General features: G+C 68.4%; 22 protein-coding genes. 11 read left to right on the forward strand and 11 right to left on the reverse strand.

The window, feature by feature from the left end; translation table 11 throughout:
* Positions 1 to 52 precede the first annotated feature (52 nt).
* From CLM73_RS27700 to CLM73_RS27725, 6 genes are all read right to left on the reverse strand, one after another.
* Positions 53 to 1,099, reverse strand: coding sequence for a glycosyltransferase family 4 protein (locus CLM73_RS27700; protein ID WP_105241154.1), 1,047 nt, complete (start codon positions 1,097 to 1,099; stop codon positions 53 to 55).
* Between the two features lie 91 nt (positions 1,100 to 1,190).
* Positions 1,191 to 1,427 (reverse strand): DUF1289 domain-containing protein, encoded by a 237-nt coding sequence (locus CLM73_RS27705; RefSeq protein WP_105241155.1) that lies wholly within the window; start codon positions 1,425 to 1,427, stop codon positions 1,191 to 1,193.
* Between the two features lie 91 nt (positions 1,428 to 1,518).
* Entirely contained in the window at positions 1,519 to 2,406 is an 888-nt protein-coding gene (locus tag CLM73_RS27710) for an alpha/beta fold hydrolase (protein ID WP_105241753.1), read from the reverse strand.
* A gap of 37 nt (positions 2,407 to 2,443) precedes the next feature.
* Complete coding sequence (gene leuD / locus CLM73_RS27715) at positions 2,444 to 3,094, reverse strand: 3-isopropylmalate dehydratase small subunit (RefSeq protein ID WP_105241156.1); 651 nt, start codon at positions 3,092 to 3,094, stop codon at positions 2,444 to 2,446.
* A complete protein-coding gene (gene leuC, locus CLM73_RS27720) occupies positions 3,091 to 4,512 on the reverse strand; it encodes a 3-isopropylmalate dehydratase large subunit (protein WP_105241157.1) in 1,422 nt (473 codons plus the stop codon). The genes leuD and leuC overlap by 4 nt, the downstream gene beginning before the upstream one ends.
* 86 nt (positions 4,513 to 4,598) lie before the next feature.
* A complete protein-coding gene (locus CLM73_RS27725) occupies positions 4,599 to 5,579 on the reverse strand; it encodes a tripartite tricarboxylate transporter substrate binding protein (protein WP_105241158.1) in 981 nt (326 codons plus the stop codon).
* A 124-nt stretch (positions 5,580 to 5,703) separates the two neighbouring features.
* On the opposite strand from CLM73_RS27725, the gene CLM73_RS27730 reads away from it, so the two are divergent.
* On the forward strand, positions 5,704 to 6,627 hold the full coding sequence (locus tag CLM73_RS27730) for a LysR family transcriptional regulator (protein ID WP_105241159.1): 924 nt from the start codon (positions 5,704 to 5,706) through the stop codon (positions 6,625 to 6,627).
* 4 nt (positions 6,628 to 6,631) lie between these two features.
* On the opposite strand, the gene CLM73_RS27735 is transcribed toward CLM73_RS27730, so the two are convergent.
* The 3 genes from CLM73_RS27735 to CLM73_RS27745 are packed head-to-tail and all read right to left on the reverse strand — an operon-like array spanning position 6,632 to position 8,983.
* On the reverse strand, positions 6,632 to 7,264 hold the full coding sequence (locus CLM73_RS27735; RefSeq protein ID WP_105241160.1) for a flavin reductase family protein: 633 nt from the start codon (positions 7,262 to 7,264) through the stop codon (positions 6,632 to 6,634).
* A 1-nt stretch (position 7,265) separates the two neighbouring features.
* A complete protein-coding gene (locus CLM73_RS27740) occupies positions 7,266 to 8,018 on the reverse strand; it encodes a GntR family transcriptional regulator (protein WP_105241161.1) in 753 nt (250 codons plus the stop codon).
* Positions 8,019 to 8,026: 8 nt separating this feature from the next.
* The gene (locus CLM73_RS27745; protein ID WP_105241162.1) at positions 8,027 to 8,983 is read right to left on the reverse strand and encodes a polysaccharide deacetylase family protein; all 957 of its coding nucleotides are present in this window, start codon (positions 8,981 to 8,983) and stop codon (positions 8,027 to 8,029) included.
* Positions 8,984 to 9,216: 233 nt separating this feature from the next.
* Between CLM73_RS27745 and CLM73_RS27750 the strand changes: the two genes are divergently transcribed.
* Genes CLM73_RS27750 through CLM73_RS27760 form a run of 3 tightly spaced genes read left to right on the forward strand, consistent with a single transcriptional unit; the run spans position 9,217 to position 13,802 of the window.
* Complete coding sequence (locus CLM73_RS27750; RefSeq protein ID WP_105241163.1) at positions 9,217 to 10,407, forward strand: ABC transporter substrate-binding protein; 1,191 nt, start codon at positions 9,217 to 9,219, stop codon at positions 10,405 to 10,407.
* 27 nt (positions 10,408 to 10,434) lie between these two features.
* Positions 10,435 to 11,313 (forward strand): branched-chain amino acid ABC transporter permease, encoded by an 879-nt coding sequence (locus tag CLM73_RS27755; RefSeq protein ID WP_105241164.1) that lies wholly within the window; start codon positions 10,435 to 10,437, stop codon positions 11,311 to 11,313.
* Positions 11,313 to 13,802, forward strand: a complete 2,490-nt coding sequence (locus CLM73_RS27760) for a branched-chain amino acid ABC transporter ATP-binding protein/permease (protein WP_105241165.1) — start codon at positions 11,313 to 11,315, stop codon at positions 13,800 to 13,802. Before CLM73_RS27755 ends, CLM73_RS27760 begins: the two co-directional genes overlap by 1 nt.
* Positions 13,803 to 13,821: 19 nt before the next feature.
* Here the strand turns inward: CLM73_RS27760 and CLM73_RS27765 are convergent, their stop codons facing one another.
* Positions 13,822 to 14,826 carry an Lrp/AsnC family transcriptional regulator gene (locus tag CLM73_RS27765; RefSeq protein ID WP_105241166.1) on the reverse strand — a complete coding sequence of 335 codons (1,005 nt, stop codon included), beginning with the start codon at positions 14,824 to 14,826 and terminating at the stop codon, positions 13,822 to 13,824.
* 82 nt (positions 14,827 to 14,908) lie between these two features.
* Here CLM73_RS27765 and CLM73_RS27770 point away from each other — a divergent pair, with 82 nt between their 5' ends.
* Together CLM73_RS27770 and CLM73_RS27775 are read left to right on the forward strand one after the other, a co-directional pair.
* Positions 14,909 to 16,213, forward strand: a complete 1,305-nt coding sequence (locus tag CLM73_RS27770; protein WP_105241167.1) for an MFS transporter — start codon at positions 14,909 to 14,911, stop codon at positions 16,211 to 16,213.
* Positions 16,214 to 16,297: 84 nt separating this feature from the next.
* Positions 16,298 to 17,725: an amidase gene (locus CLM73_RS27775; RefSeq protein ID WP_105241168.1), complete on the forward strand. Its 1,428-nt coding sequence runs from the start codon at positions 16,298 to 16,300 to the stop codon at positions 17,723 to 17,725.
* 80 nt (positions 17,726 to 17,805) lie between these two features.
* On the opposite strand, the gene metK is transcribed toward CLM73_RS27775, so the two are convergent.
* A complete protein-coding gene (gene metK / locus CLM73_RS27780) occupies positions 17,806 to 18,969 on the reverse strand; it encodes a methionine adenosyltransferase (protein WP_105241169.1) in 1,164 nt (387 codons plus the stop codon).
* 275 nt (positions 18,970 to 19,244) lie between these two features.
* On the opposite strand from metK, the gene CLM73_RS27785 reads away from it, so the two are divergent.
* Genes CLM73_RS27785 through xerC form a run of 5 tightly spaced genes read left to right on the forward strand, consistent with a single transcriptional unit; the run spans position 19,245 to position 23,693 of the window.
* Positions 19,245 to 20,111, forward strand: coding sequence for a lysophospholipid acyltransferase family protein (locus CLM73_RS27785; RefSeq protein ID WP_056571241.1), 867 nt, complete (start codon positions 19,245 to 19,247; stop codon positions 20,109 to 20,111).
* A gap of 49 nt (positions 20,112 to 20,160) precedes the next feature.
* Entirely contained in the window at positions 20,161 to 21,051 is an 891-nt protein-coding gene (locus tag CLM73_RS27790) for a lysophospholipid acyltransferase family protein (RefSeq protein WP_105241170.1), read from the forward strand.
* Positions 21,052 to 21,081: 30 nt separating this feature from the next.
* Positions 21,082 to 21,993 (forward strand): diaminopimelate epimerase, encoded by a 912-nt coding sequence (dapF, locus tag CLM73_RS27795; RefSeq protein WP_105241171.1) that lies wholly within the window; start codon positions 21,082 to 21,084, stop codon positions 21,991 to 21,993.
* A 4-nt stretch (positions 21,994 to 21,997) separates the two neighbouring features.
* A complete protein-coding gene (locus CLM73_RS27800) occupies positions 21,998 to 22,675 on the forward strand; it encodes a DUF484 family protein (RefSeq protein ID WP_105241172.1) in 678 nt (225 codons plus the stop codon).
* A 28-nt stretch (positions 22,676 to 22,703) separates the two neighbouring features.
* Positions 22,704 to 23,693 carry a tyrosine recombinase XerC gene (gene xerC, locus CLM73_RS27805; protein ID WP_105241173.1) on the forward strand — a complete coding sequence of 330 codons (990 nt, stop codon included), beginning with the start codon at positions 22,704 to 22,706 and terminating at the stop codon, positions 23,691 to 23,693.
* Positions 23,694 to 23,772 lie beyond the last annotated feature (79 nt).

Below are 23,772 nucleotides of genomic sequence, written 5' to 3' on the forward strand. Positions count from 1 at the left end.
TGTACAAGGTTGGCGCGCCGCACGGCTAGCAAATCCGGGCGGCGCGTCTGTATCAGCTTGTGGTCGCCCAGTCGTTGGCCGCCCCGCGCGAATCGCCCTGTGTCAGCGGCACCAGTGCGTCCAGCAGATCCGACGCGACCGAATCCCAGCTGCGGGTCAGCGCGTGCGCCCGCACCTCGTCGCGGTGCAGCGGCAGCGCGGCCAGGCAGGCGCGCTTCAAGTCGTCGTCCAGCCGGCCCGTCACGCCTTCCTGCACCACGGCAAGCGGCGCCTCGCTGCGAAAGGCCGCCACCGGGGTTCCGCAGGCCATGGCCTCCAGCATCACCAGCCCGAAGGTGTCGGTCAGGCTGGGAAACACGAACACGTCGGCGGCCGCGTAAAAGCCGGGCAGCGCGCCGTCCTGCTGCATGCCCAGGAAGATCGCGTCCGGAAAGCGCTTCTTCAACCGCGCCTCGTCCGGTCCCGCGCCCACCACCACCTTGCTGCCCGGCAAATCCAGGGACAGGAAGGCATCCAGATTCTTTTCCTTGGCCACGCGTCCCACGCTCAGCCAGACGGGCCGGGGCAGATCCTGGAACGCCTGGCTGGCCGAGGGCTGAAACTTGCGCGGATCCACCCCGCGCGACCACACGCGCAGATTCGCCAGACCGCGCCGCACCAGGATGTCGCGCACCGTGGGCGTGGGCACCAGCACGCATTGGGAGGGCCGGTGGAACCAGCGCAGGTAGCGCCACGGCAGCGCGGCAGGGATGCCCATGCGCGCCTCCAGGTAATCCGGGAACATGGTGTGGAACGACGTGGTGAAGCGCCAGCCCCGCCGCAGCGCCATGCGCCGGGCAGCCAGGCCCAGCGGGCCTTCCGTGGCGATGTGCAGCGCGTCGGGGATGGTGTCGCCCAGGATGCGGCGCAGTTGACGGCCGGGTTGCAGGCACAGCCGCAGATCGGGTTCGGAGGGTGCGGGGATGGTTCGGCTGCCCTCGGGACTGACCACGATCAGCTCGTGGCCCCAGTCGCTGAGGATCTGCCGCATGGTCGACCAGGTGCGGACGACGCCGTTGACTTGCGGATGCCAGGCATCCGTGACGAGAACGATGCGCATGATGGAGCCGGAAGTGGGCAATGGCGCTATTCAGCCTGCGCCATGTGACAAGCCCAAGACGGGGACGCAAGCGCGTCAGTGCGCAGCGGCGTCAGTTGTTGCGCCGCGGATACCCTTGCGACTTGATGCGGATCCAGACTTCGCGCTTTTCTTCGTCCGACATGAACACCCAGTTGGCGACTTCCATGGCGGTGCGCCCGCAGCCGCGGCAGATGTCGTCAAACAGCGTGGAGCACACCGCCACGCAGGGTGAATCCGACGCTTTGAAGGCGCGCTGGGCGTCCTCGGCGTCGGGCAATTCGGAAAGATCTGCGAAGTAACGATTCATGGGCCGAAGGTTAACACCAGGGGTGCGTCCCTTTTTGGATAGCCCTATCGCCTGCCGAGGCTTGATTGACAGCGGGCGCTGCCCCGGTTGTTCAACGCCAGCCGAAGAATGCGCCTGCCTCGGCCAGCACCGCATCCGGTGTTTCCTCGGCCAGATAGTGCGCGCCGGGCAGCGCGCCGCCGGTCACGTCGTCGGCCACCGCGCGCCATAGAGCCAGCACATCGAAGTTGCGGCCCACGGCGCCGCGTTCGCCCCACATCGCGCGCACCGGGATGCGCAGGCGCTCGCCAGCGGCGCGGCCGGCCTTGTCGTGGTCCAGGTCGATCGTGGCCGACGCACGGTAGTCCTCGCAAAGGCCGGTCGCCCAGCCCGCCTGGCGCGCGGCGCGCTCGTACTCGGCCATGGCCTCGGCCGAAAAATGCGCCAGTCCGCCCGGCCGCCCGCCCATCACGGACCGCAGGTAGAAGATGGGATCGTGCTCGATCATCGTTTCCGGCACGGGCGCCGGCTGGATCAGCCAGAACCAGTGGAAATAGGCCTGCGCGAAGGCGCGCGTCGTGCCTTCGTACATATCCAGCGTGGGCGCGATGTCCAGCAGCATCATCCGGGCGACGGCCTCGGGGTGGTCCAGCGCAAGGCGATGTGCGACGCGCGCGCCGCGGTCATGCGCCAGGACCTCGAAACGGTCGTGGCCCAGTCCGCGCATCAGGGCCACCATGTCCGCCGCCATGGTGCGCTTTGAATGCGCGGCGTGATCGGCGCTGGCGGCCGGCTTCTCGCTGTCGCCGTAGCCGCGCAGGTCGGCGGCCACGCAGGTGCGATGACGCGTCAGTTCGGGCCAGACGCGGTGCCAGATGGCGTGGGTCTGCGGATGGCCGTGCAACAGCAGCAGGGGCGGACCCGAGCCGTCGATGCGGGCGGCGATCTCCACGCCGTTGGCCGGAAAGCGCCGCACCGGCAGGTCGAAAAAGGCGGTCATCTGCGTCATCTCCTTTCGTTGTCGTGCGTGTCCCGCCCTAGGCGGCGTCCAGCCGGTCGCGCACCTGACGCGCCACATCCTTCATCCACGGAAAGCGCGCCCAATGACGGGCCTCGAAGCGATCCACCTCGGGCAGTTGCTGCAGCGTCGCGCCCACCATGTCCTGCCCCTGCGCGAACATGCTGCGATGCCGCGCCGGCAGGTCAAAGTGTGCGGTCCAGCCGTCGGCCGCGCGCACCTGTCCGGCCATCACGTCGATGCCGACGCGGTTTGCGCCGGCTGCCGCCGTATTGGACACCTTCGCGAGCAAGGCGTCGACCTCGGCGGGCGGCAACGTCACCAGCAAGAGGCCATTATTGAGCGCGTTGAAGTAGAAGATCTCGCCGAAGCTGGATGCGATGACCGCCCGGATGCCGAACTGCTGCAAGCCCCAGACGGCGTGCTCGCGGCTGGAACCGCAGCCGAAGTTGGGCCCCGCCACCAGCATGGACGTACCCGCGTACGCCGGCTGGTTCAGCACGCAGTCCGGCCGCGGCGCGCCCGCTTCGTCAAAGCGCAGGTCGTACAGCAGGCCCCTGTCCAGCCCGGCCTTGTCGATGATGCGCAAGAACTGCTTGGGCATGATCTGGTCGGTGTCCAGATTGGAATACGGCAGCGGCGCGGCCACGCCCTCGATCATGGCATTCATTTGGCGTCTCCCCAGGTGCGCACATCGACGATACGGCCCGCCAGCGCAGCCGCTGCGGCCATCGCGGGACTCATCAGGTGCGTGCGCCCTGCCCGCCCCTGGCGTCCCTCGAAATTACGGTTTGTGGTGGACGCGCAGCGTTCGCCGGGGCGCAGCACGTCGTCGTTCATGGCCAGGCACATCGAGCAGCCGGGCTGGCGCCATTCAAAGCCGGCCGCGATCAGGTCGGCGGCCAGCCCTTCGGCTTCGGCCTGCGCGCGCACCGCACCGGAACCGGGCACCACCATCGCGCGCACCCCTGCCGCCACTTTCTTTCCGCGCGCCAGATCCGCCACGACGCGCAGATCTTCGATGCGGCCGTTGGTACAGGAGCCGATGAAGACGCGATCGATCGGCACCCCCGCGATGGGCGCGCCTGCCGCCAGGCCGATATAGTCCATCGCCTTTTCCAGCGCCAGCCGGGCCAGCGCATCCGGTTCGTCCCGCGGATCCGGCACGGCGCCATCGACGGCCATTGCCTGATCGGGGCTGGTGCCCCACGTCACAAAGGGCGCGATGCGGCCCGCGTCGAACGTGTGTTCCACATCGAAGCGCGCGTCATCGTCCGAGCGCAGCGTGACCCACCACGCGCGCGCCTCGTCCAGCATTGCACCGCGCAGCTGCGGCGCATGCGCCGTGACGTACGCGTCGGTGACGGCGTCCGGCGCGATCAGCGCGGCACGCGCGCCGGCTTCGACCGTCATGTTGCACAGGGTCATGCGCGCTTCGGCCGACAGCGCGGCCACCGCCTCGCCGCAGAACTCCACGGCATGGCCGCGCGCGCCCTGCGCGCCGATGCGGTGCACGATGTAGATCACCAGATCCTTGGCCGACACATGCGCGGGCAGCGCGCCGTCGATGCGGATCCGCATGTTGCGCGCCACGCGATACACCAGCGTCTGCGTCGCCAGAATGTGTTCGACTTCGCTGGTGCCGATGCCAAAGCCCAGGGCGCCAAGCGCGCCATACGTGGTGGTGTGGCTGTCGCCGCACAGCACCACCATGCCGGGCAGGATCATGCCGTGCTCCGGTGCGATGACGTGCTCGATGCCCTGCAGCGGATCCGTGGTGTCAAAAAGCGCAATGTGCTGCGTATCGCAATTGCGCTTCAGGTTCAGCGCCTGGCGCGACGACGCATCGTCCGCAATCACGCGCAGCGCCGACGGCACCGGATGCGTGGGGATGATGTGGTCCACCACCGCCATCTGCTGGCCCGGGCGCAACACGTCGCGGCCCCGCGCGGCCAGGCCGCTGAAGGCCTGCGGGCTGGTGTACTCGTTCATGATGTGCAGGTCGACGTAGAGCAGCACGTGCTCGGCGTCGATCCGGGCCACCTCATGGCTGGCCACCAGTTTGTCGTATAGCGTCATGCCGGGCATGTCAGTGCTTCCTTGCTTGAAAGAGACGCCCGCGGCGCGCGCGGGCGGATGTTGCGTGCGGCGGGTTTTGCGTCCACTTCTGCCGTTCAGTTCGCCTGGATCCCGGCTTCCTTGACGATGCCGGACCAGCGCGTCATCTCGGCGGCCACCATGGCGTCGGTCTTGTCCGGCGCGGTGATCAGGGGTTCAAACCCCTCCCGCTGCATGCGTTGCGTCAGGGCGTCCGACTTCAGCGCCTGCGCCAGCTTCGCGTTCAGCGTGTCGATCACCGGCTGCGGCGTGCCGGCCGGCGCGCTGACGACGAACCAGGTATTGAACTCGTAGCCCGGCAGGCCCGACTCGGCAATCGTCGGCACATCGGGCAAGAGCGGCGAGCGCGTCGTGCCGGTCACCCCGAGCGCGCGCAGCTTCTTGCCGTCGACCTGCGGCTTGGCGGCGGACAGCACGGGAAAACTCATCTGCACCTGACCGCTGATCGTGTCCAGCATCGCGGGGCCGCCGCCCTTGTACGGGACGTGCAGGATCTGCGTCTTGGACACGGACTTGAACAGCTCCGCCGCCATGTGGAACGTGCTGCCGGTGCCGGCCGAGCCAAAGCTCAGGTCGTTGGCGGGCCGGGCGCGCACATACGTGAGCAGCTCGCTCACCGACGCCACGGGCAAGGTGTTGGTGACCGTCAGCACATGCTGCGACGTGCCCACCGTGCCGACCGAGCGCAGGTCCTTTGCGGTATCGAACGGCATGGTCTTGAAGAGCGCCGGATTGATCGCGAGCGACATGGTGTTGATGCCCAGCGTGTAGCCGTTGGGCTCGGCGCGCGCCACGGCCGTCATGCCGATGTTGCCGGACGCGCCGGCACGGTTTTCCACGATCACGCTCTGCCCCAGCTCCTTCGCCCAGGCGTCGGCGATCAGGCGGGCCGCGATGTCCACGCTGCCGCCCGGCGCGAACGGCACGATCAGCGTCACCGCGCGTTCGGGAAAGGCGTTGCTGGCCCCGGCCGTATGGGCCCAACAGGATGCGGCAACGGCCGCGCACAATGCGCCGGCCAATCTGGCTATCTTCATTTCGGGTCTCCTCGTATGGCCGCGTGGGGCGGCTCTGTATCGGTGAACCCAGTGTATAGGCCGATTTCGTTCTTATAATTCGCTGGATTTATAAATCTTTGTTAAATCCAATTTATAAATAGCCATGGACGCGCTCTCCGATCTCGCTTTCTTTTCGCTGGTGGTCAAGCACGGCAACCTGTCGGCCACGGCGCGGGAACTGGGGCTGACGCCGCCCGCGGTCAGCACCCGGCTGGCCAAGCTGGAGCAGCGCCTGGGCGTGCGGCTCTTGAACCGCACCACGCGCCGGGTCAGCGTCACGCAGGAAGGCGAGCTGTACCTGGCCGAGGGCACGCGCATCCTGGCCGACCTGCAGGCGCTGGAACGCTCGGTGTCCAGCGCCCGCGCCCAGCCGCAGGGGCTGCTGCGCCTGAACGCCACGTTCGGCTTCGGACGCGCCCACATCGTGCCCGCCGTCTCGGACTTTTGCCGCCAGTACCCCGACGTGGAAGTGCAGATGCGCCTGACGGACAGGCCACTCAATCTGATCGAGGAAGGCTTTGACGTGGCGGTGCGCTTTGGCGACCTGCCCGACGCGCGGCTGACGGCGCGCAGGATCGCATCAAACCGGCGCCTGCTGTGCGCGTCGCCGCACTACCTGGAGATTCATGGCGAGCCGCGCGCGCCCGGCGATCTGCAGCGCCACCGCTGTATCGTCGTGCGCGAGAACGATGTGGCCTACGGCACCTGGCGGCTGGAATCCGGGGCACGCGCGGAGACCGTCAAGGTGCGCGGCCCGGTCAGTTCGAATGACGGCCAGAGCGCGCTGGAATGGGCGCTGGACGGCCACGGCATCGTCATGCGCTCCGAATGGGAAACCGCCGCGCACCTGCGCGCGGGCCGGCTGCGCGAAGTGCTGACCGATTGGCGCACGCCGCCCGCGGATATCCATGCGCTGTACCCGGAGCGACTGAACCTGCCGGCAAAGACGCTGGCGTTCGTGGACTTCCTGTCGCGCCGCTTTGCGCGCCGCCTGCGAGCGCCGGGCTCAGACGCCGCCGTGTGGTGAGGCTTCAGATCTCGTCGATGGGCGTGCTGGCCGGCGCGTTCTTTTCCGCGTCGATGGCGTAGCGATCGCGCGTCCGCACATAGAAGCTGGCGCCAAAGCGGCCCACCGGAAAGTAATCCTGCAGGCGCACGCGCCAGGTTTCCGTGTCGATCAGGCCGTCGCGCGCATGCAGCCAGCGCACCTGGCCGATGAAGATCTGGCGGCTGGCGGTTTCCATGGTTTCGAACAGCGTGCATTCGAACGCGACGGGCGCCTGCACGATGCGCGGCGGTGCGACGCGATGGCTGGGCGCGGCATCCAGGCCCGCGTGCGCCAGCTCGCTGACATCGGCCGGCAGGCGGTCGCCGCAGCGGTGCATCTTTTCGGCCATGGCTTCGTCGGTCAGATGCACGACGAACTCGCGGTCGCGCTTGATGTTGACCGCGGTGTCCTTCAGCCCGCCGTCTTCCAGACGGTTGATGCTGACCATTACGATGGGCGGGTCCTCGCCCAGCATGTTGAACATGCTGAACGGCGCGGCGTTGACCACGCCGGTCTCGGACAGCGTGGTGATCAGCGCGATCGGCCGGGGCACGATCAGGCTGGCCATCAGCTTGTAGCGCTGATATTCGGTGATAGCGTCGAAGTCGATTTCCATGTCAGGCCAGTCCCAGCATCTGGGCAAGGGTTTGCGCGGGCTGCGGGCGCTCAAGGCTGATGCGCCGCTCCAGGTCCGCAAGGTGGTTGTCGTTGGTTTGCACGGCTTCGGCGACGTCGCCGCGCTCCATCATGTCCACAATCAGCACGTGCTCGCCGTGTTCGCAGGCGGCGTTGCCGGGCGGCTCGTACAGCGCCACGATGAGCGAGCAGCGCGACACCAGTTCGGCCAGGTAGCCATGCAGGATGGTGTTGCCGGACAGTTCGCCCAGCCGCACGTGAAACGCGCTGGCCTGCCGCGCCCAGGCCGGCTGCCCGGCGCGATGCAGCAGCGCATGTTCGTCGCGCAGTTGCCGGCGCAGCGAAGCGTAATCGGCGCGCGTGGCGCGGGCCGCGGCCAGCGGCAGCAGGGCGGCCTCCAGCGCGCGGCGCGCCTGGAAGATCTGGCGGGTGTCTTCTGGCGTGGGCTCGGCCACCACCGCGCCGCGGTTGTGGTGCAGGTCCACCACGTGCTCGTGCGCCAGCCGCTGCAGCGCCTTGCGCGCCACCGACCGCGACACGCCGAACAGGTCGCAGATCGCGGCCTCGGGCAGCTTGGTGCCCGGCGTGAGACGCTGGCTCATCACGCTTTCGTAGACCGCTTCGCAGATGCGGCGCTCCATGTCGGCGTCGGGCAGGACGTCATCGACCGCGGCGGGCTTGGGGGACTTGGACCGCGCGGCGGCGGCACGGCGGGATTGGGTTGGGCTTGGCACTGCGGCTCCTAATCGATCACACCCGGCGGCAAAGCGTCCACATGCTGGCAGATCTCGCCCGGCGTGGTGAACCAGATCTCGCCGCGATCGCGGGCGGCGGCCAGCGGCGCCAACGCGCGCCGCAGATGTCGCAACCGGTACGGCTGGCCGACGATGTAGGGATGCAGCGCAATGCCCATGACCAGCGGCTGGCGCACCGCCTGCGCGCGCATCTCCTCGTACTGGTCAAGGATCATATCGGCAAAATCGCGCGCGTCCATCTTGCGTCCCATGATCATCGGAATGTCGTTGAGCTCTTGCGGGTAGGGAATCGCCCACAGATCGCCCGCTCGGGTGCGCATGCGCATGGGCTGGTCGTCGTGGCACCAGTTCAGCGTGTAGCGGTAGCCGGCCTCGGCCAGCAGGTCGGGCGTAGCGTGGCTTTCCGAGATCCAGGGCGACAGCCACCCCGCCGGCTCGCTACCCGCATGCCGCAGGATGCGTTCGCGGCAATGCGCCAGCAGCGCGCGTTCCTCGGCTTCGGGCAGCCCGCCCTGCCGGTGCGCGTTGCTGTAGCCGTGTCCGATGAGCTCGTCGCCGCGCGCGAGAAACGCATCCACCAGATCGGGGCAATGCTCGTAGAGCGCGGTGTTGATCAGCACGCCGGCCGGCAGGCGCAGTTCGTCAAACAATTCCAGACAGCGCCACGCGCCCACGCGGTTGCCGTATTCGCGCCAGGCGTAGTTCAGCACGTCCGGATGCGGCGACGCCGGGCCAAGTTCCGCGCCCAGTCCTTCTCCGAACGCGAAGTGCTCGATGTTGAAGCCCAGGTACACGGCCAGGCGCGCGCCGTTCGGCCAGGAATAGTCGGCCCGGCCGGCGATGGCGCGGTATGGGAACCGGCCGTGGCAGGCCAGGGGTTGCGGCGTCCAGGCGGCGTCGCCGTCGCGCCCCGGTTTAGTGCTTGGAAGCGAGGATGGATTCATTTTGGTGCAAATCCTGAAGCATGATTGTGAACAAAATCGCTGATGTTTTGGCGACAAAATCCGGCGTCAATGCATACGAATCCTGCGCGCGCCGCCCCTGTCCGCATTGGGGCGGCGAGGCGATGACGGCATGCAGCAATGGGCGCGGATCAGGTGGCATGGATCTTGCATAAGGAAACGAAGCAGCACTTAACCCCATGCAAGATTCGTTCCACTTTTTCAGGAGTGTCCCGATGACCCCGACCCGTCGTTCCTTCATGCGCCACGCGGCTGCCGCCGCCCTTTTCGCCGCGGGCCTCGTCTCGCAGCCGGCGCTGGCAGCGGACCCGATCAAGATCGGCCTGATCACCGCGCTGTCCGGGGAGTCGGCGCGCGCCGGCGAAGCGCTGACGCGCGGCATCACTGTCGCCATCGACGAGATCAACGCGCGTGGCGGCCTGTTGGATGGCCGCCAGGTCGTGCTGGTGCGGCGCGACGACGAAGGCAATCCCGCCAAGGGCATGGCCGCCGCGCGCGAACTGATCTTCAAGGAGAAGGTTGCCGTGCTGTTCGGCGGGCTGGACACGCCCGTGTCCATGGCCATCGTGCCGATCGTGAACCAGGAGAAGGTGCCGTTCATGGGCCCGTGGGCTGCGGGCACCGCCATCACGCAGAACAAGGGCAATCCCAACTTCGTGTTCCGCGTGTCGGCGATGGACGAGATCGTCGACAGCGCGATGGTCCAGTACGCGCAGAAGACGTTCCAGAGCGCCAAGCCCGGCATGATCCTGGTGAACAACCCCTGGGGCGAATCCAACGAGAAAGGCCTGAACGCCGCGCTGGCGACCGCCAAGATGACGCCGGCCGGCATCGAGAAATTTCAGCCCAACGATCTGGACATCGTGCCGCAACTGAGCCGCCTGAAGGCCGCGGGCGCCGACACGCTGTTCCTGGTCGGCAATGTGGGCCCGTCGGCGCAGGTAGTGAAGTCGCTGGACCGCATGGGCTGGAAGGTGCCGATCGTGTCGCACTGGGGCCCGGCCGGCGGCCGCTTCACGGAACTGGCGGGTCCCAACGCCAAGAACGTGCACTTCGTGCAGACGTACAGCTTCTTCGGCAAGCAGGGGCCCGTGGGCGACAAGGTGATGCAGGCGCTCAAGACCAAGTATTCCGACATCAAGGGACCGCAGGACATCACGCCGGCCGTGGGCGTGGCCAACGCGTACGACGGCATGCAGCTTGCCGCGCTGGCCATCGCGCAGGCCGGCTCGACCGACGGCGACGCAGTGCGCCAGGGCTTCTACAAGATCGGCAAGTACGAAGGCCTTATCAAGACGTATGAGCAGCCCTTCACGCCGGCCTCGCACGACGCGCTGCGCGAGGACGACTACGTGTGGACGCAGTTCATCGACAACCGCATCCTGCCCGTCAAGGGCGCACAGTAAAGCGGCCACACGCCGCGGGAGACGCGCATGTTGTTGATGTCCGCCATCGTCAGCGGCCTGGGACTGGGAAGCATGTACGGGCTGATGGCCCTGGGCTTTTACCTGACCTATGCCGTGTCCGGCACGGTGAACTTCGCCCAGGGCAGTTCCATGATGCTGGGCGCCGTGCTGACCTACACGTTCGCCCAGACGCTGGGCTGGCCGCTCGCCGCGGCGCTGCTGTTTGCGCTGGCGCTGTGCGCGCTGTACGGCCTGGTCGTGGAGCGGCTGGCGGTGCGGCCGTTTGCCAGCCGCGGTTCCAACGCCTGGCTCATGTCCACGGTGGCGCTGGGCATCGTGCTCGACAACGTGGTCATGTTCACGTTCGGCAAGGAGCCGCGCAGCCTGCCCTCTCCGCTGGCGCAGTCGCCGCTCGAGATCGGCGGGCTGGGACTGGGCATCTATCCGCTGCAACTGCTGATTCCCGTGGTGGGACTGGCGCTGGCGGCCGCGCTGCACACCTTGTCGCGCCGCACGCGCTGGGGCGTGGCGCTGCTGGCCGTGGTGCAGAACCCGAACGCCGCGCGGCTGATGGGTATTCCCGTGCGCCGCGCGATCATGGCCGCCTTTGCGGTGTCCACGCTGTTCGCGGGCGTGGCCGGCGCGCTGGTCGCGCCGCTCTTTAACGTGCAGGCGGACATGGGCACGCTGTTCGGCTTGAAGGCCTACGTGGTCGCCATCCTGGGCGGCATCACCAGCGCGTGGGGCGTGATGATCGCGGGCCTGCTGTTTGGGGTGGTCGAAGCGCTGATCACCGTGGCGCTGGGTTCCGGGTATACGCAGATCATCAGCTTCACGCTGGTGATCGTCATGTTGGCCGTGCTGCCCAATGGCCTGTTCGGGCGCGCCGATGTGAGGAAGGTCTGATGAACAAGCAATCCCCGATGCGCTGGCTGCCGCCGGCGCTGTATGCCCTGCTGGCGGCGGTGGCCCTGATGCTCGCCGCCAACGTCAACGGCTACTACGTCTTCGTGCTGGGCAATGTGGCGCTGCTGGCGCTGGCCGGCATCGGCCTGAATGTGCTGCTGGGCCTGACGGGCCAGATGTCGTTCGGCCACGCGGGCTTTTACGCCATCGGCGCCTACACGGTCGCGATCCTGACCGGCCAGGCCGGCTGGAGCTTCTGGCTGGCGTGGCCGGCCGCCGCGCTGGTGTGCGGCGCGTTCGGCCTGCTGCTGGCCGTGCCGGCGCTGCGCGTGAAAGGCCCTTATCTGGCGATGATCACCATCGCCTTCGGCTTCATCGTGGAGCATGCGCTGATTGAAGGCGGCTCGGTCACGGGCGGCCAGAACGGGCTGATGGGGATTGTGCAGCCCACGCTCGGCCCCCTGGGCGGCGACCGCGGCGTGGCGATGCTGGCCATCGTGGCCGTGTTCGCGGCGCTGGCCGGTTATGCGCTGCTGTCGCGCGGCACCTGGGGCGCCGCCATGCGGGCGGTCAAAGACAGCGAGACGGCCAGCGAATCCATCGGCATCAATCCGCTGGCGGTCAAGGCGGCGGCCTTCATGGTGTCGGCCGCCGTGGTCGGTCTGGCGGGCGGGCTGTATGCGCCGCTGACGGGCATGATCACGCCGCACAACTTCAACTTCATGCAGTCGATCCTGTTCGTGCTGGCCGTGACGATCGGCGGCGCGGGGTCGCTGGCCGGGCCGCTACTGGGCGCGGTGGTGGTGGGCCTGCTGCCGGAAGTGCTGTCCAGCCTGGAGGAATACCGCCTGCTGTTCTTTGGCGCCTTTCTGCTGGTGGTGCTGTGGGCCGCGCCCGAAGGCGCCGCCGGCCTGCTGGCGCGCTGGCGGCGGCGCGCGCAGACGCAGGGTCTTGCGCCGCGCCACGGCGCCCTGCCGGCGTCCGCGCGGACGCGCCGCACTCTGCATGCAGACACCCTCACCATGACCTTCGGCGGCGTGCGTGCCGTGCAGGCGGTGTCCTTCACCGTGCCGCCCGGCGCGGTGACCGCGCTGATCGGCCCCAACGGCGCGGGCAAGTCCACTGTCATCAATATGCTGAGCGGCTACTACCAGCCGACCGATGGCCGCGTCGCGCTGGGCGATGCGCCGCTCGCCGCGCTGCCCGCGCATCGCGTGGCGCGCAGCGGCATTGCGCGCACCTACCAGACCTCGCAGCTCTTTGACACGTTGAGCGTCGAGGACAACGTCGCGCTCGGCATGCTGCGCGGCCGCCTGGGCGGGCTGCTGGCGTCGCGCCGATATCTGGCGCCCGATGTGCGCGAACGGGCGCGCGCCCTGCTGGCGTTCTGCGGCTACGAAGGCGCGCTGGACATTCCCGCGGCCGACCTGCCGCACGTGGACCGGCGGCTGGTGGAGATTGCGCGCGCGCTGGCCACCGATGCCGACGTGCTGCTGATGGACGAGCCCGCGGCCGGGCTGTCGCGCGAAGACAAGACGCGGCTTGCCGGGCTGCTGCGGCGCATTGCCGAGGCGGGCGCCGGCGTCCTGCTGGTCGAGCACGACATGACGCTGGTGATGGGCGTGTCCGACCACATCGTGGCGATCGACGCCGGCCGCGAACTGGCGCAGGGCAGCGTCGCCGAGATCCAGCAGTCCCCCGAAGTGCGGCAGGCCTACCTGGGCGACGAAGCCGCACGCCGGGCGCCGGCCGCGCGGCGCAGGCCGGCGGGCGAGGCGCTGCCGCCCGAGGTGCTGGGCGTGGGCAATCTGACAACCGGCTACGGCGCCAATCCCGTGCTGCACGGCATCGACCTGCAGGTCAGGCAAGGCGAGATGGTGGCGCTGCTGGGCGCAAACGGCGCGGGCAAGTCCACGCTGATGCGCACGCTGGCCGGGCTGCACCGGCCCGCGCAGGGCGGCATGCACCTGCAAGGACAGGAACTGCATGGCCTGGCTGCCGACCGCATCGTGGCGCGCGGCCTGGTGCTGGTGCCCGAAGGCCGTCAGGTGTTTCCGGGCCTGAGCGTGCTGGACAACATCCGCCTGGGCGCCTTCCTGCATCCGCAGGACCGCGAGGCGCGCGTCGAGGAAATGCTGACGCGCTTTCCGCGGCTGCGCGAACGGCTGCACCAGCGCGCGGGGCTATTGTCGGGCGGCGAACAGCAGATGCTGGCGATCGCACGCGGCCTGATGGCCAAGCCCGTGATCCTGCTGCTGGACGAGCCGTCGCTGGGTCTCGCGCCCAAGATCATCGACGAACTGTTCGACGCGCTGGACCGGCTGCGCAAGGAGTCGATGACCATCCTGCTGGTGGACCAGATGGCGGCGCTGGCGCTGTCGCTGGCCGACCGCGCGTACGTGCTGGAATCCGGCCGGGTCGCCGCGCACGGCGCCGCGCAAGATATCGCGAAGGACGGCGCGCTGGCGCGCGCTTACCTCGGGGCATAGCGGGCGGGTAGCGACGCCATCACGCGGCGTCCGTCCCCAGCCGCGCACCCGCGCGCACAATGCCGCAACGCTTGTGCGCGCGCATCACGACGCCGACCTCGCTGTTCAGCACGCCGTCCAGCTCGCCCAACCGTCGCGTCACCACGTCCCACAGATGCAGGCTGTCGCGGCACAGCACGTGCCAGAAGAGCTGCGAGGCGCCGCTGGTGCCGAACAGGCAGCGGGTGTTGGGGTCCAGCGCCAGATGCGCGGCCAGCGCGTCCACCGTTTGCGGGCGTACCTGCACCGAAATCACCGCCTCCACCGGAAAGCCGACCAGCGCCGGCTCGACTTCCACGCGAAAGCTCAGCGCGCGGCGCTCGACCAGGTTCTGCAGCAGGCGATTCGCGGTCGGTTCGCTGACGCCGGATCGTTCGGCCAGTTCTGCCAGGCTGGCGCGGCCATCGCGCATCAGGTGCGACACCATGCGCTGCTCGGGGTCGGTCAGCGCCGCCGGCGGCGACAGCAACGGCGCGTCCGCATCGCCGCCAGGCTCCGGCTGGATCCGCCACTGGCCCGCGCGCCGGAACGGCCGCAGCACCAGGCGCGCCTCCACGTGTTCGACCCCGTCGATGGACGGCAGCACGTGGGTCACCACGTCCGGCATGTCGGCCGCGTCGGCCAGGGTCAGCTCAGCCATCAGGTCGGCGGAACCGGCCAGCGTCACGACGAGCTGGCTGATGTCCAGCCGCGCAAGCTGGTCGGCCACGTCCGGCACCCGGCCCGAGCGGCAGCGCACCCAGGCGTGCAGCACCACGCCGCGGCCGGTGGCCAGCGGATCCGGTTCCGCGATGACGCGCAGCGCGTCCGCGTCCATCAGGCGCTTGATGCGCCGCGCGACGGTTCTCTCGGCGATGCCGGTCGCCGCACCCAGCTCGCGCCAGGACGCGCGAGGCTGCGCCTGCAGCGCGACGAGGCACGCGAGATCCGTGTCGTCCAACGCGGCGATTAGGGAATTACCCTTACTTGACGTGACCATATTCATTAATCTAACGTTCTCGCATTGATAAAAACACAAAATTTATTGGTCTATTTGACCAAAAAACAAAACACAATTTGAGGACGTCATGAGCAGCACATCCGCAACCTTGCGCGCGGCGCAAGGCGCAAGCGCCCCGCCCGTTTCGCGCGGCCGCACGATTCTGGCCGGTAGTGTAGGCAATGCGGTGGAATGGTTCGATTGGACCATCTACGCGTCGTTCGCCATCTTCTTTTCCAGCCAGTTCTTCCCGCCCGGCAACGAAACCACCGCCCTGCTCGCCACGTTCGGCATCTTCGCGGTCGGGTTTTTCATGCGTCCGGTGGGCGGATGGGTGCTGGGCATCTTCTCCGACCGCTATGGCCGCAAGGCCGCGCTGGGCCTCACGATCCTGATGATGGCGGGCGGCTCGCTCATCATTGCCATCACACCCACCTACGCCACCATCGGCATCGCCGCGCCGCTGCTCCTGACCGCCGCACGCCTGCTGCAGGGCCTGTCGCTGGGCGGAGAGTATGCCTCGGCCACGACGTTCCTGGCGGAAATGGCGCCGCCCAACAAGCGCGGCTTCTATTCCAGCTTCGTCTTCTTCAGCGCCGCCGTCGGCATCCTGGCCGCCTCGGCCGTGGGCTGGATCCTCACCTCCGTCCTCACCAAGGCCGACATGGCCGCCTGGGGCTGGCGCATTCCGTTCCTCTTGGGCGCGCTGGGCGGCCTGGCCGGCATGTGGATCCGCCGCGCCATCCCGGAGACCGAAGCCTTCTCGCACGCCAAGAAGGCCGGCATTGAAAAGCAGCCGCTGCGCACGCTGCTGCGCGACCATCCGCGCGAAGTGCTGCGCATCGTCGGCTTCTCGGTCCTGACCACGTTTGCGTTCTACATCTTCGTGGCCTACGTGCCCACCTACGCCATCCGGCAGGTCGGCGCCGACCCCAAGACTGCGTTTGCGGCCAACACCGTCGCGCTGATCGTGTTCATGCTGGTGCAGCCGCTGTTCGGCATGCTGTCCGACCGCATCGGCCGCAAGCCGCAGCTGATCTTCTTTGCCGCGGGCTACCTGATCTTCTTTTATCCGATCATGACCACGCTGGGGCCGTCGTTCGGCTCGATCCTGGCGGTGGAGCTGTTCGGCCTGGTGCTGTACGCCATGTACACCGCAATTGCGCCGGCCATCATGTCCGAGCAGTTTCCCACCAGCGTGCGCGCCGTCGGCATCGGCACGCCGTACAACCTGGTCGTCGCGCTGCTGGGCGGCACCACGCCCTACCTGCTGACGTGGCTGCAGAGCAAGGGCATGGAGCGCTGGTTCTTCTATTACGTGCTGGCCGGGGCCGTGATCACGCTGATCACCTTCATCCGCATGCCCGAAACCAAAGGCCAGGTCCTGAAGTAGGTCACCCTCCGCACAGCCCTTCCGATCAGGTCGCTTTCCGGTCCCGCCGCGGACCGGAAGGCTTTTTCCATTTCGACGAGACTCATGCCCGCCCAAGATACAGCCCTGCATTTCCAGGACGCCCGCCAGCTTGCCCGCGCCATTCGCGAGCGCAAGCTCCGTTCGCGCGACCTCACCCTGCATTTCCTCGACCGCATCGAGCGCGGCGCGGCGCTCGCCGCGTATAGCGTGATCACGGCCGAGCGCGCGCTGGCGCAGGCCGAGGCGGCGGACCGGCTGCTGGAAGCCGGCATCAATCTGGGCCCGCTGCATGGCGTGCCGGTCGCGGTGAAGGACAGCGTGCAATGGGAAGGCACGCCGTGCAGCGGCGGCTCGCAGGCGCGCGCCGGCGTTGTCAGCACGGAAACCGCCACCGCCGCGCGCGCGCTGGCGGCGCAAGGCATGGTGATCCTGGGCAAGACGCGCATGACGGAATTCGCGTTCGGCCTGTCGGGACAGAATCCCACGCAGGGCACCGCCCGCAATCCGTGGGACGCCAAGGTCCACCGCGCGCCGGGCGGCTCGTCCAGCGGCGCGGGCGTCGCGGTCGCGGCGGGTCTGACGCCGCTGGCGCTGGGCGGCGATACCGGCGGCTCGGTGCGGGCGCCGGCGGCGTTGAACGGCGTAGTCGGCTTCAAGCCGTCGTCGGGCCTCATCAGCCGTGCCGGCTGCCTGCCGCTGTCCGACACGCTGGACGTGCTGGGCCCGATCGCGCGCAGCGTCGGCGACGCGCGCCTCTTGACGCAACTGCTGGCCGCCCCGGACGTCGACGACGCCGCCACGCTGACGCTGCCGGCCGCCCGCTACATCGGCCTGCGTCACGCCACCGAGCGCGCGCCTGGCGCCGTCGCCGTGCTGGCGCCGCAAGCCTGGCCGGCCCCGCTGACGGACGAGGCGCTTCAAACCTGGCACGCGGCGCAGGGGCGCCTGGCAGCGGCCGGCTACACGCCCACCGCCTGGCATCCGCCCGCCTCGCTGTCGTTTGCCCGCATGGCGGATGACAACTCGCTGGTGCTGGCGTTTGAAGCCTTCCGCTACTTCGGCGCGCTGGCCGAAGACCCCGCGCAGCCCTTGTGGGATGTCGTGCGCGCGCGCATCGCCGCGGGCGGCCGGATCACGCAGGCCAGCTACGAGGCCGCGCTGCTGCGCCGCCAGGCCGACATGGCGGCTTTCGAAAATGCCATGCAGGGCGTGGATGCCCTGCTCATGCCCGCCATCGATCAGGCCGCACAGGCGCTGGATTCGCAGGACACGCGCCACGCCGGACTGGGCAAGCTGCTGCGCCCGGCCAACTTCCTGGGCGCGGCGGCGATCACGCTGCCGGCGGGCCTGGACGCGGACGGCATGCCCTGCGCCGTGCAGCTGCTGGCGCCCGCGGGCGGCGACGCCGCGCTGCTGGATTGCGCGGCGGCGCTGGAAACCGTGCTGTCTCCATCGCCGCTGCATCCGGATCTGTCGGCCTGGGGGCTTTGACACCGCGCCTGCCGCGATCGGACCCGCCAAAAAGAAAAGCGCCCAATGGGCGCTTTTCATGAACCGCGTGGCGGATCGCGTCAGACGGACTTCTTCAGTTCCTGAACCTTGTCCGTGGCTTCCCACGAGAATTCCGGCTCGGAACGGCCGAAGTGGCCGTAGGCAGCGGTCTTGGTGTAGATCGGGCGCAGCAGGTCCAGCATGTTCACGATGCCCTTCGGACGCAGGTCGAAGTGCTCGCGCACCAGCTTGGCGATCTGGTCGTCGGGGATGACGCCCGTGCCTTCCGTGTAGACGGTGATGTTGATGGGCTCGGCCACGCCGATGGCGTAGCTGACCTGCACCTGGCACTGACGCGCCAGCCCGGCGGCCACGATGTTCTTGGCCACGTAGCGGGCGGCGTAGGCGGCCGAACGGTCGACCTTGGACGGATCCTTGCCCGAGAACGCGCCGCCGCCGTGCGGGCAAGCGCCGCCGTAGGTGTCGACGATGATCTTGCGGCCGGTCAGGCCGCAATCGCCTTGCGGGCCGCCGATGACGAAGCGGCCGGTCGGGTTGACCAGGAACTTGGTCTTGGGCGTGATCAGGCCTTCGGGGAAGCTGGGCTTGATGATGTCTTCGATGACCGCTTCGCGGATGGTCTCTTGCGAGACTTCCGGCGCGTGCTGGGTCGACAGCACCACCGTGTCGACTTCGGCGGGACGGCCATCGACGTAGCGGAACGTGACCTGCGACTTGGCGTCCGGGCGCAGCCAGCCCAGGCGGCCGTCCTTGCGCAGTTCGCTCTGGCGCTGCACCAGGCGGTGCGCATACCAGATCGGGGCGGGCATCAGGTCGGGCGTTTCGTCGCAGGCGTAGCCGAACATCAGGCCTTGGTCGCCGGCGCCCTGGTTCAGGTAGTCTTCCGAGCTGCGGTCAACGCCCTGCGCGATGTCGGGCGACTGCTTGTCGTAGGCGACGAGCACCGCGCAACCCTTGTAGTCGATGCCGTATTCGGTGTTGTCGTAGCCGATACGGCGGATCGTGTCACGCGCGACCTGGATGTAGTCGACGTTGGCGGTGGTGGTGATTTCGCCAGCCAGCACGACCAGGCCGGTGTTGCACAGCGTTTCGGCTGCGACACGCGCGTTCGGATCTTGCGTGAAGATGGCGTCGAGGATCGAATCGGAGATCTGGTCGGCAACCTTGTCGGGGTGCCCTTCGGAGACGGATTCGGAAGTAAAGAGAAAATCGTTATTGGCCACAGATGCGTCCTTAGTGTCCGGTCTTGCCGGCGCATAGGTTCTCGAGGCGCGTTGCACCCCGGTCTGCACTGCAATGCCAACTGGGCGCGACGCTTTAGCGGATTTGGCGCGGGCCGCGCGAAGCGCAGTACCCTTGCCGTCGCCCCGCAAGTTGTCGGTTAACTCGGCGACTGGGCGCATTTTAAGCGAAAATGCCGTTCTTATGCTTGCGGTCGGGGTGTATCCATATGCCTCGACCAGCGGTATTACCCTGCCTGATTTCAACCTTTTGAAGCATGTTGCTGCCCCTGTTCCGACTTTTTGCCGCCCTGCCGCTTCCCGTCGCGCATGCGATCGGACGGTTCGCGGGACGCGCCATCTACGCCTTGCCGGGCAAGTACCGGCGGCGCCTGCAGGCCAATGCGGCGCAGGCCGGCTACCCCGGCGCGGCGTTCGCGCGGCGCGCGGCGGCCGAAGCCGGCGCCATGATCCTCGAGAATCCCCGGGTCTGGTTCCGCAACCAGGAAAGCCTGGCCCAGGTGGTCTCCGACGATGACGACGTGGTCGCCGCCGCCCGCGCCGAAAACCGCGGCATCCTGTTTCTGACGCCGCATCTGGGCTGCTTCGAGATCACCGCCCGCTATCTGGCCCGCCAGATGCCCATGACGGTGATGTTCCGCCCCCCACGCAAGGAAGCGCTGGCGCCCCTCTTGGAAACGGCGCGCAACAGCTCGGCCGTCAACGCAGTGCCCGCCAACATGCAGGGCGTGCGGGAATTCGTGCGGGCGCTGCGCCGCGGCGAATCCGTCGGCATGCTGCCCGACCAGGCGCCCAGCGTGGGCGACGGCGTATGGGTGCCGTTCTTCGGACGCCTGGCCTACACCATGACGCTGCCCGGCAAGCTTGCGTCGCAGACCAACGTCCCCATCATCCTCACGGCAGGCGAACGCCTGCCCAAGGGCCGCGGCTGGCGCATCCACTACGTGCGCGTGCCCGAACCGCTGCCCGCCGAGCCCGAGGCGCAGGCCGCCCTCATCAACGCCGCGATGGAAACGCTGATCCGCCGCTGCCCCGACCAGTATCTCTGGAGCTACAACCGCTACAAGACCCCGCGCGGCGCCACCCCGGCGCCCGGCGCCGAACCGGCGCCGCCGGCCGCTTGATCCGCCTGAACCCCATGCCGCTCCCGCCGCCCGGTCTCTTTCCACATCCATGATCGATAGAAAAACGCGCACGCTGGTTTCCCTGCTGAAATGGTTCGGCCGCATCAAGCCGTCGACGCGGCTGCGCATCGGCGCCGTCCTGGGCTGGCTGGCCCCGCGGCTTGCCAGGTCGCGCGCGCACATCGTGCGCCGCAACCTGGAACTGAGCTTTCCCGACCAGCCCGAAGCCGTGCGCGAACAATGGGTGGCCGACCACTTCCGCGCGCTGGCGCAGTCCATCGTCGACCGCGGCGTGCTCTGGTACGGCACGCCCGAGGCCATCAAGGAGATGGTCACGCTAACCGGTGCCGACCGCATCAACGCGCTGACGGCCGAGGGCCGCCCGGTCATCCTGCTTGCGCCGCACTTCATCGCGCTGGACGCCGCCGCCACCCGCCTCACCATGGAAGTGCCCAGCGCGGCCACCATGTACACGCCGCAAAGCGACCCGCACATCGACGCCGTCGTGGCCGCCGGGCGCGCGCGCTTCAACGAAGTGTTCCTGGTCAGCCGCAAGGACGGCGTGCGCGACCTGATCCGGCACCTGCGCGCCCCGCGCCCCGTCTACTACCTGCCCGACATGGATTTCGGCCGCCAGGGCTCGGTCTTCGTGCCGTTCTTCGGCGTGCCGGCCGCCACGCTGGTCGCCACGGCCCAACTGGCCCAGAAATGGAACGCCGCCGTGCTGCCGATCGTGGGATTCTGGAATCCCGATACCGGCAAATACCACGTCGACGTGCTGCCGCCGCTCGAGAACTTTCCGGGCGACGACACGCTGGAAGCGGCCACCGCCCGCCTGAACCGCGAACTCGAATCCTGGGTGCGCCGCTGCCCCAGCCAGTATTACTGGGTCCACCGCCGCTTCAAGACGCGGCCCGAAGGCGAAGCCAAGCTGTACTGAACCGCCGCGCGCACCCGCCGCACCGCGAGAATGGGGGATAATCCGCAGATGAACTGGAACTTCACCAAAATGCACGGCGCGGGCAACGATTTCGTTGTGCTCGACGGCGTCCGTCAGACCATCGAGATGACGCCCGAGCGCGCACGCGCCCTCGGCGACCGCCACTTCGGCATCGGCGCCGACCAGATCCTGCTGGTCGAACCCGCCACCCGGCCGGACGCCGACTTCCGCTATCGCATCTTCAATTCCGACGGCTCCGAGGTCGAACACTGCGGCAACGGCGCCCGTTGCTTCGTGCGCTTCGTGCACGAGCAAGGCCTGTCCGATCGCAATCCGCTGCGCGCCGAAATCGCCACGGGCATCCTGGTTCTGGACGAAGGCGACGACGAGCAGGTCACCGTGGAAATGGGCAGCACCCGCTTCGACCCGGCCGCGCTGCCCTTCGACACCGCCGGCCTGCCTGCCGTCACGCAGGGCCAGGACACTCTCTGGGAACTGGACCTCGACGCCCCGGCCGGGCTGCCCCGCACGGTCACCCTGTCGGCTGTCGCGATCAGCAATCCGCACGCCGTGCAGGTCGTCGACAACGTCGACACCGCGCCCGTCGCCGTGCTGGGCCCGCTGATCGAAACCCATCCGCGCTTTGCGCGCCGCGTCAACGCCGGCTTCATGCAGGTCGTAGACCGCAACAACATCCGCCTGCGCGTCTTCGAGCGCGGTGTCGGCGAAACGCTGGCCTGCGGCACGGGCGCCTGCGCCGCGGTCGCGGCCGGCATTCGCCGCGGCCTGCTCGATTCGCCCGTGCGCGTGCAAGCGCTCGGCGGCGTGCTGACCGTCGCCTGGAACGGCGAACAACTCCGCATGACCGGCCCGGCCGAATCCGTCTTCACGGGCCAGGTCGACATCGACAAGCTCGTCTTCTCCATGGCGCTGAACCGATAACTCTATGACCGATACCGCTTTCACCGCCCAGGACATCGCAGCCTTCCTGCAAGAGAACCCCGGCTTCTTCGACGAACACGCCGAAGTTTTCTCCACCCTGCAGATCCCGCATCCGCACGGTTCGCGTGCCATTTCGCTGGGCGAACGCCAGATCCTCACGCTGCGCGAGCGCACCCGCGAACTCGAATGGCGCCTGAACGAACTGGTGCGCAACGCCACCGCCAACGAGACCATCGGTTCGCACGTGGCCAAGTGGTGCTGCCGCCTCTTGTCCGAATGCGATCCGCAACTGGTGCCCGGCGAAATCGCGCTGGGCCTGGCCGAACAGTTTGAACTGAACCACGTGGCGCTGCGGCTCTGGAACCTGTCTGAATTGCCCGACCACGGCTACGGCGAGCCCGTGTCGGACGACGTGCGCACCTTCACCGACAGCCTGAAGACGCCTTATGTCGGCGCCGACACCGCCTTCGAAGCGGTGAACTGGCTGGACGCCAAGCCCAAGTCGCTGGCGCTGGTGCCGCTGCGCCTGGAAGCCGACGGCGCCGCCGTGGGCCTGCTGGTGCTGGGTTCCGACGACCCGGAGCGTTTCACGCCCGAAATGGGCACGACGTTCCTGGAATCCGTCGGCCAGCTTGCGTCGGCGGCCCTGCACCGGCTCAATCCGGCCTCGCCCAAGGCGTAAGCCTGCCGGGGCGGACAAGGACAACGCGATGCGCAACGCCGAGCAAGACGCCAATCCGCCCCCCGCCCCCCTGCCGGATCCCATGCGCGCCTGGCTGCGCCATCTGGAAACCAACCGCCGGTACTCGCCCCATACGCTGGACGGCTACCGGCGCGAACTGCAATTTTTGCGCGAACTGGCCGACAAGGCCGGCCTGCCGCTCGATAAGCTCGCCAACGGCCACATCCGCCAATTCGTGGCGCGCCTGCATGCGCAGGGCCGCGGTCCGCGCAGCCTGGCGCGCACGCTGGCGGCGTGGCGCGGCTTCTATCAATGGTGGGCGCCGTCCGCTGAACTGGCCGGCAATCCCGTCGCGGGCGTGCGCGCCCCCAAGGCGCCGCGCGGCCTGCCCAAGGCCTTGTCGGTCGAGCAGACGCAGGCCCTCCTGGATAACGCCCCCGCACAGGTCGCCACTGAACCGGCCGCGCTGCGCGACCAGGCCATGTTCGAACTGCTGTATTCCAGCGGACTGCGGCTGTCGGAACTGGTCGGACTGGACCTGCGCTACGAGCGCGCCGCCGATTACGAATCGCGCGGCTGGCTGAACCTGGATGACGCCGAGGTCGTGGTGCTGGGCAAGGGCGGTAAACGCCGCTCGGTGCCGGTCGGTCAGCAGGCCCTGGCCGCGCTGCGCAAGTGGATCGAGGTGCGTCCGCAACTCGCGCTGCCCGCGCCGCCGCCCGAAGACGCGGCCGCGCTTTTCCTGGGCGCGCGCGGACGCCGCATTTCGCCGCGCGTGGTGCAGTTGCAGCTTGCGCGCATCGCGCAGACGGCGGGCGTGCCCACGCATGTGCATCCCCACGTCTTGCGCCACAGTTTCGCGAGCCACGTCCTGCAATCCGCGCAAGACCTGCGCGCCGTGCAGGAGATGCTTGGCCACGCCAACATCTCGACCACGCAGATCTACACGCGCCTGGATTTCCAGCATCTGGCCAAGGCCTACGATCAGGCGCATCCGCGCGCCGGGCGCAAGTCCTGAGCCAATCTGTCTGAGCCTTTTTGCCTGCGCCTATCTGGCGGCGCGGCCTTGCCGCTGAATGGCGGCAGCGCCAGTTCGC

The organism is Achromobacter spanius, from assembly GCF_002966795.1.
Lineage (GTDB): Bacteria > Pseudomonadota > Gammaproteobacteria > Burkholderiales > Burkholderiaceae_B > Achromobacter > Achromobacter spanius_D.

Excerpts from the sequence above, each read along its gene's own strand:
- CLM73_RS27760 (WP_105241165.1), top strand. The coding sequence starts at position 11,313 with ATGAACAAGCAATCCCCGATGCGCTGGCTGCCGCCGGCGCTGTATGCC.
- xerC (WP_105241173.1), top strand. The coding sequence starts at position 22,704 with ATGCGCAACGCCGAGCAAGACGCCAATCCGCCCCCCGCCCCCCTGCCG.
- CLM73_RS27785 (WP_056571241.1), top strand. The coding sequence starts at position 19,245 with ATGTTGCTGCCCCTGTTCCGACTTTTTGCCGCCCTGCCGCTTCCCGTC.
- CLM73_RS27710 (WP_105241753.1), bottom strand. The coding sequence starts at position 2,406 with ATGACCGCCTTTTTCGACCTGCCGGTGCGGCGCTTTCCGGCCAACGGC.
- CLM73_RS27755 (WP_105241164.1), top strand. The coding sequence starts at position 10,435 with ATGTTGTTGATGTCCGCCATCGTCAGCGGCCTGGGACTGGGAAGCATG.
- CLM73_RS27750 (WP_105241163.1), top strand. The coding sequence starts at position 9,217 with ATGACCCCGACCCGTCGTTCCTTCATGCGCCACGCGGCTGCCGCCGCC.
- dapF (WP_105241171.1), top strand. The coding sequence starts at position 21,082 with ATGGGGGATAATCCGCAGATGAACTGGAACTTCACCAAAATGCACGGC.
- CLM73_RS27700 (WP_105241154.1), bottom strand. The coding sequence starts at position 1,099 with ATGCGCATCGTTCTCGTCACGGATGCCTGGCATCCGCAAGTCAACGGC.
- CLM73_RS27730 (WP_105241159.1), top strand. The coding sequence starts at position 5,704 with ATGGACGCGCTCTCCGATCTCGCTTTCTTTTCGCTGGTGGTCAAGCAC.
- CLM73_RS27775 (WP_105241168.1), top strand. The coding sequence starts at position 16,298 with ATGCCCGCCCAAGATACAGCCCTGCATTTCCAGGACGCCCGCCAGCTT.
- CLM73_RS27745 (WP_105241162.1), bottom strand. The coding sequence starts at position 8,983 with ATGAATCCATCCTCGCTTCCAAGCACTAAACCGGGGCGCGACGGCGAC.
- leuD (WP_105241156.1), bottom strand. The coding sequence starts at position 3,094 with ATGAATGCCATGATCGAGGGCGTGGCCGCGCCGCTGCCGTATTCCAAT.
- leuC (WP_105241157.1), bottom strand. The coding sequence starts at position 4,512 with ATGCCCGGCATGACGCTATACGACAAACTGGTGGCCAGCCATGAGGTG.
- CLM73_RS27735 (WP_105241160.1), bottom strand. The coding sequence starts at position 7,264 with ATGGAAATCGACTTCGACGCTATCACCGAATATCAGCGCTACAAGCTG.
- CLM73_RS27765 (WP_105241166.1), bottom strand. The coding sequence starts at position 14,826 with ATGAATATGGTCACGTCAAGTAAGGGTAATTCCCTAATCGCCGCGTTG.
- CLM73_RS27725 (WP_105241158.1), bottom strand. The coding sequence starts at position 5,579 with ATGAAGATAGCCAGATTGGCCGGCGCATTGTGCGCGGCCGTTGCCGCA.
- CLM73_RS27770 (WP_105241167.1), top strand. The coding sequence starts at position 14,909 with ATGAGCAGCACATCCGCAACCTTGCGCGCGGCGCAAGGCGCAAGCGCC.
- CLM73_RS27790 (WP_105241170.1), top strand. The coding sequence starts at position 20,161 with ATGATCGATAGAAAAACGCGCACGCTGGTTTCCCTGCTGAAATGGTTC.
- CLM73_RS27800 (WP_105241172.1), top strand. The coding sequence starts at position 21,998 with ATGACCGATACCGCTTTCACCGCCCAGGACATCGCAGCCTTCCTGCAA.
- CLM73_RS27705 (WP_105241155.1), bottom strand. The coding sequence starts at position 1,427 with ATGAATCGTTACTTCGCAGATCTTTCCGAATTGCCCGACGCCGAGGAC.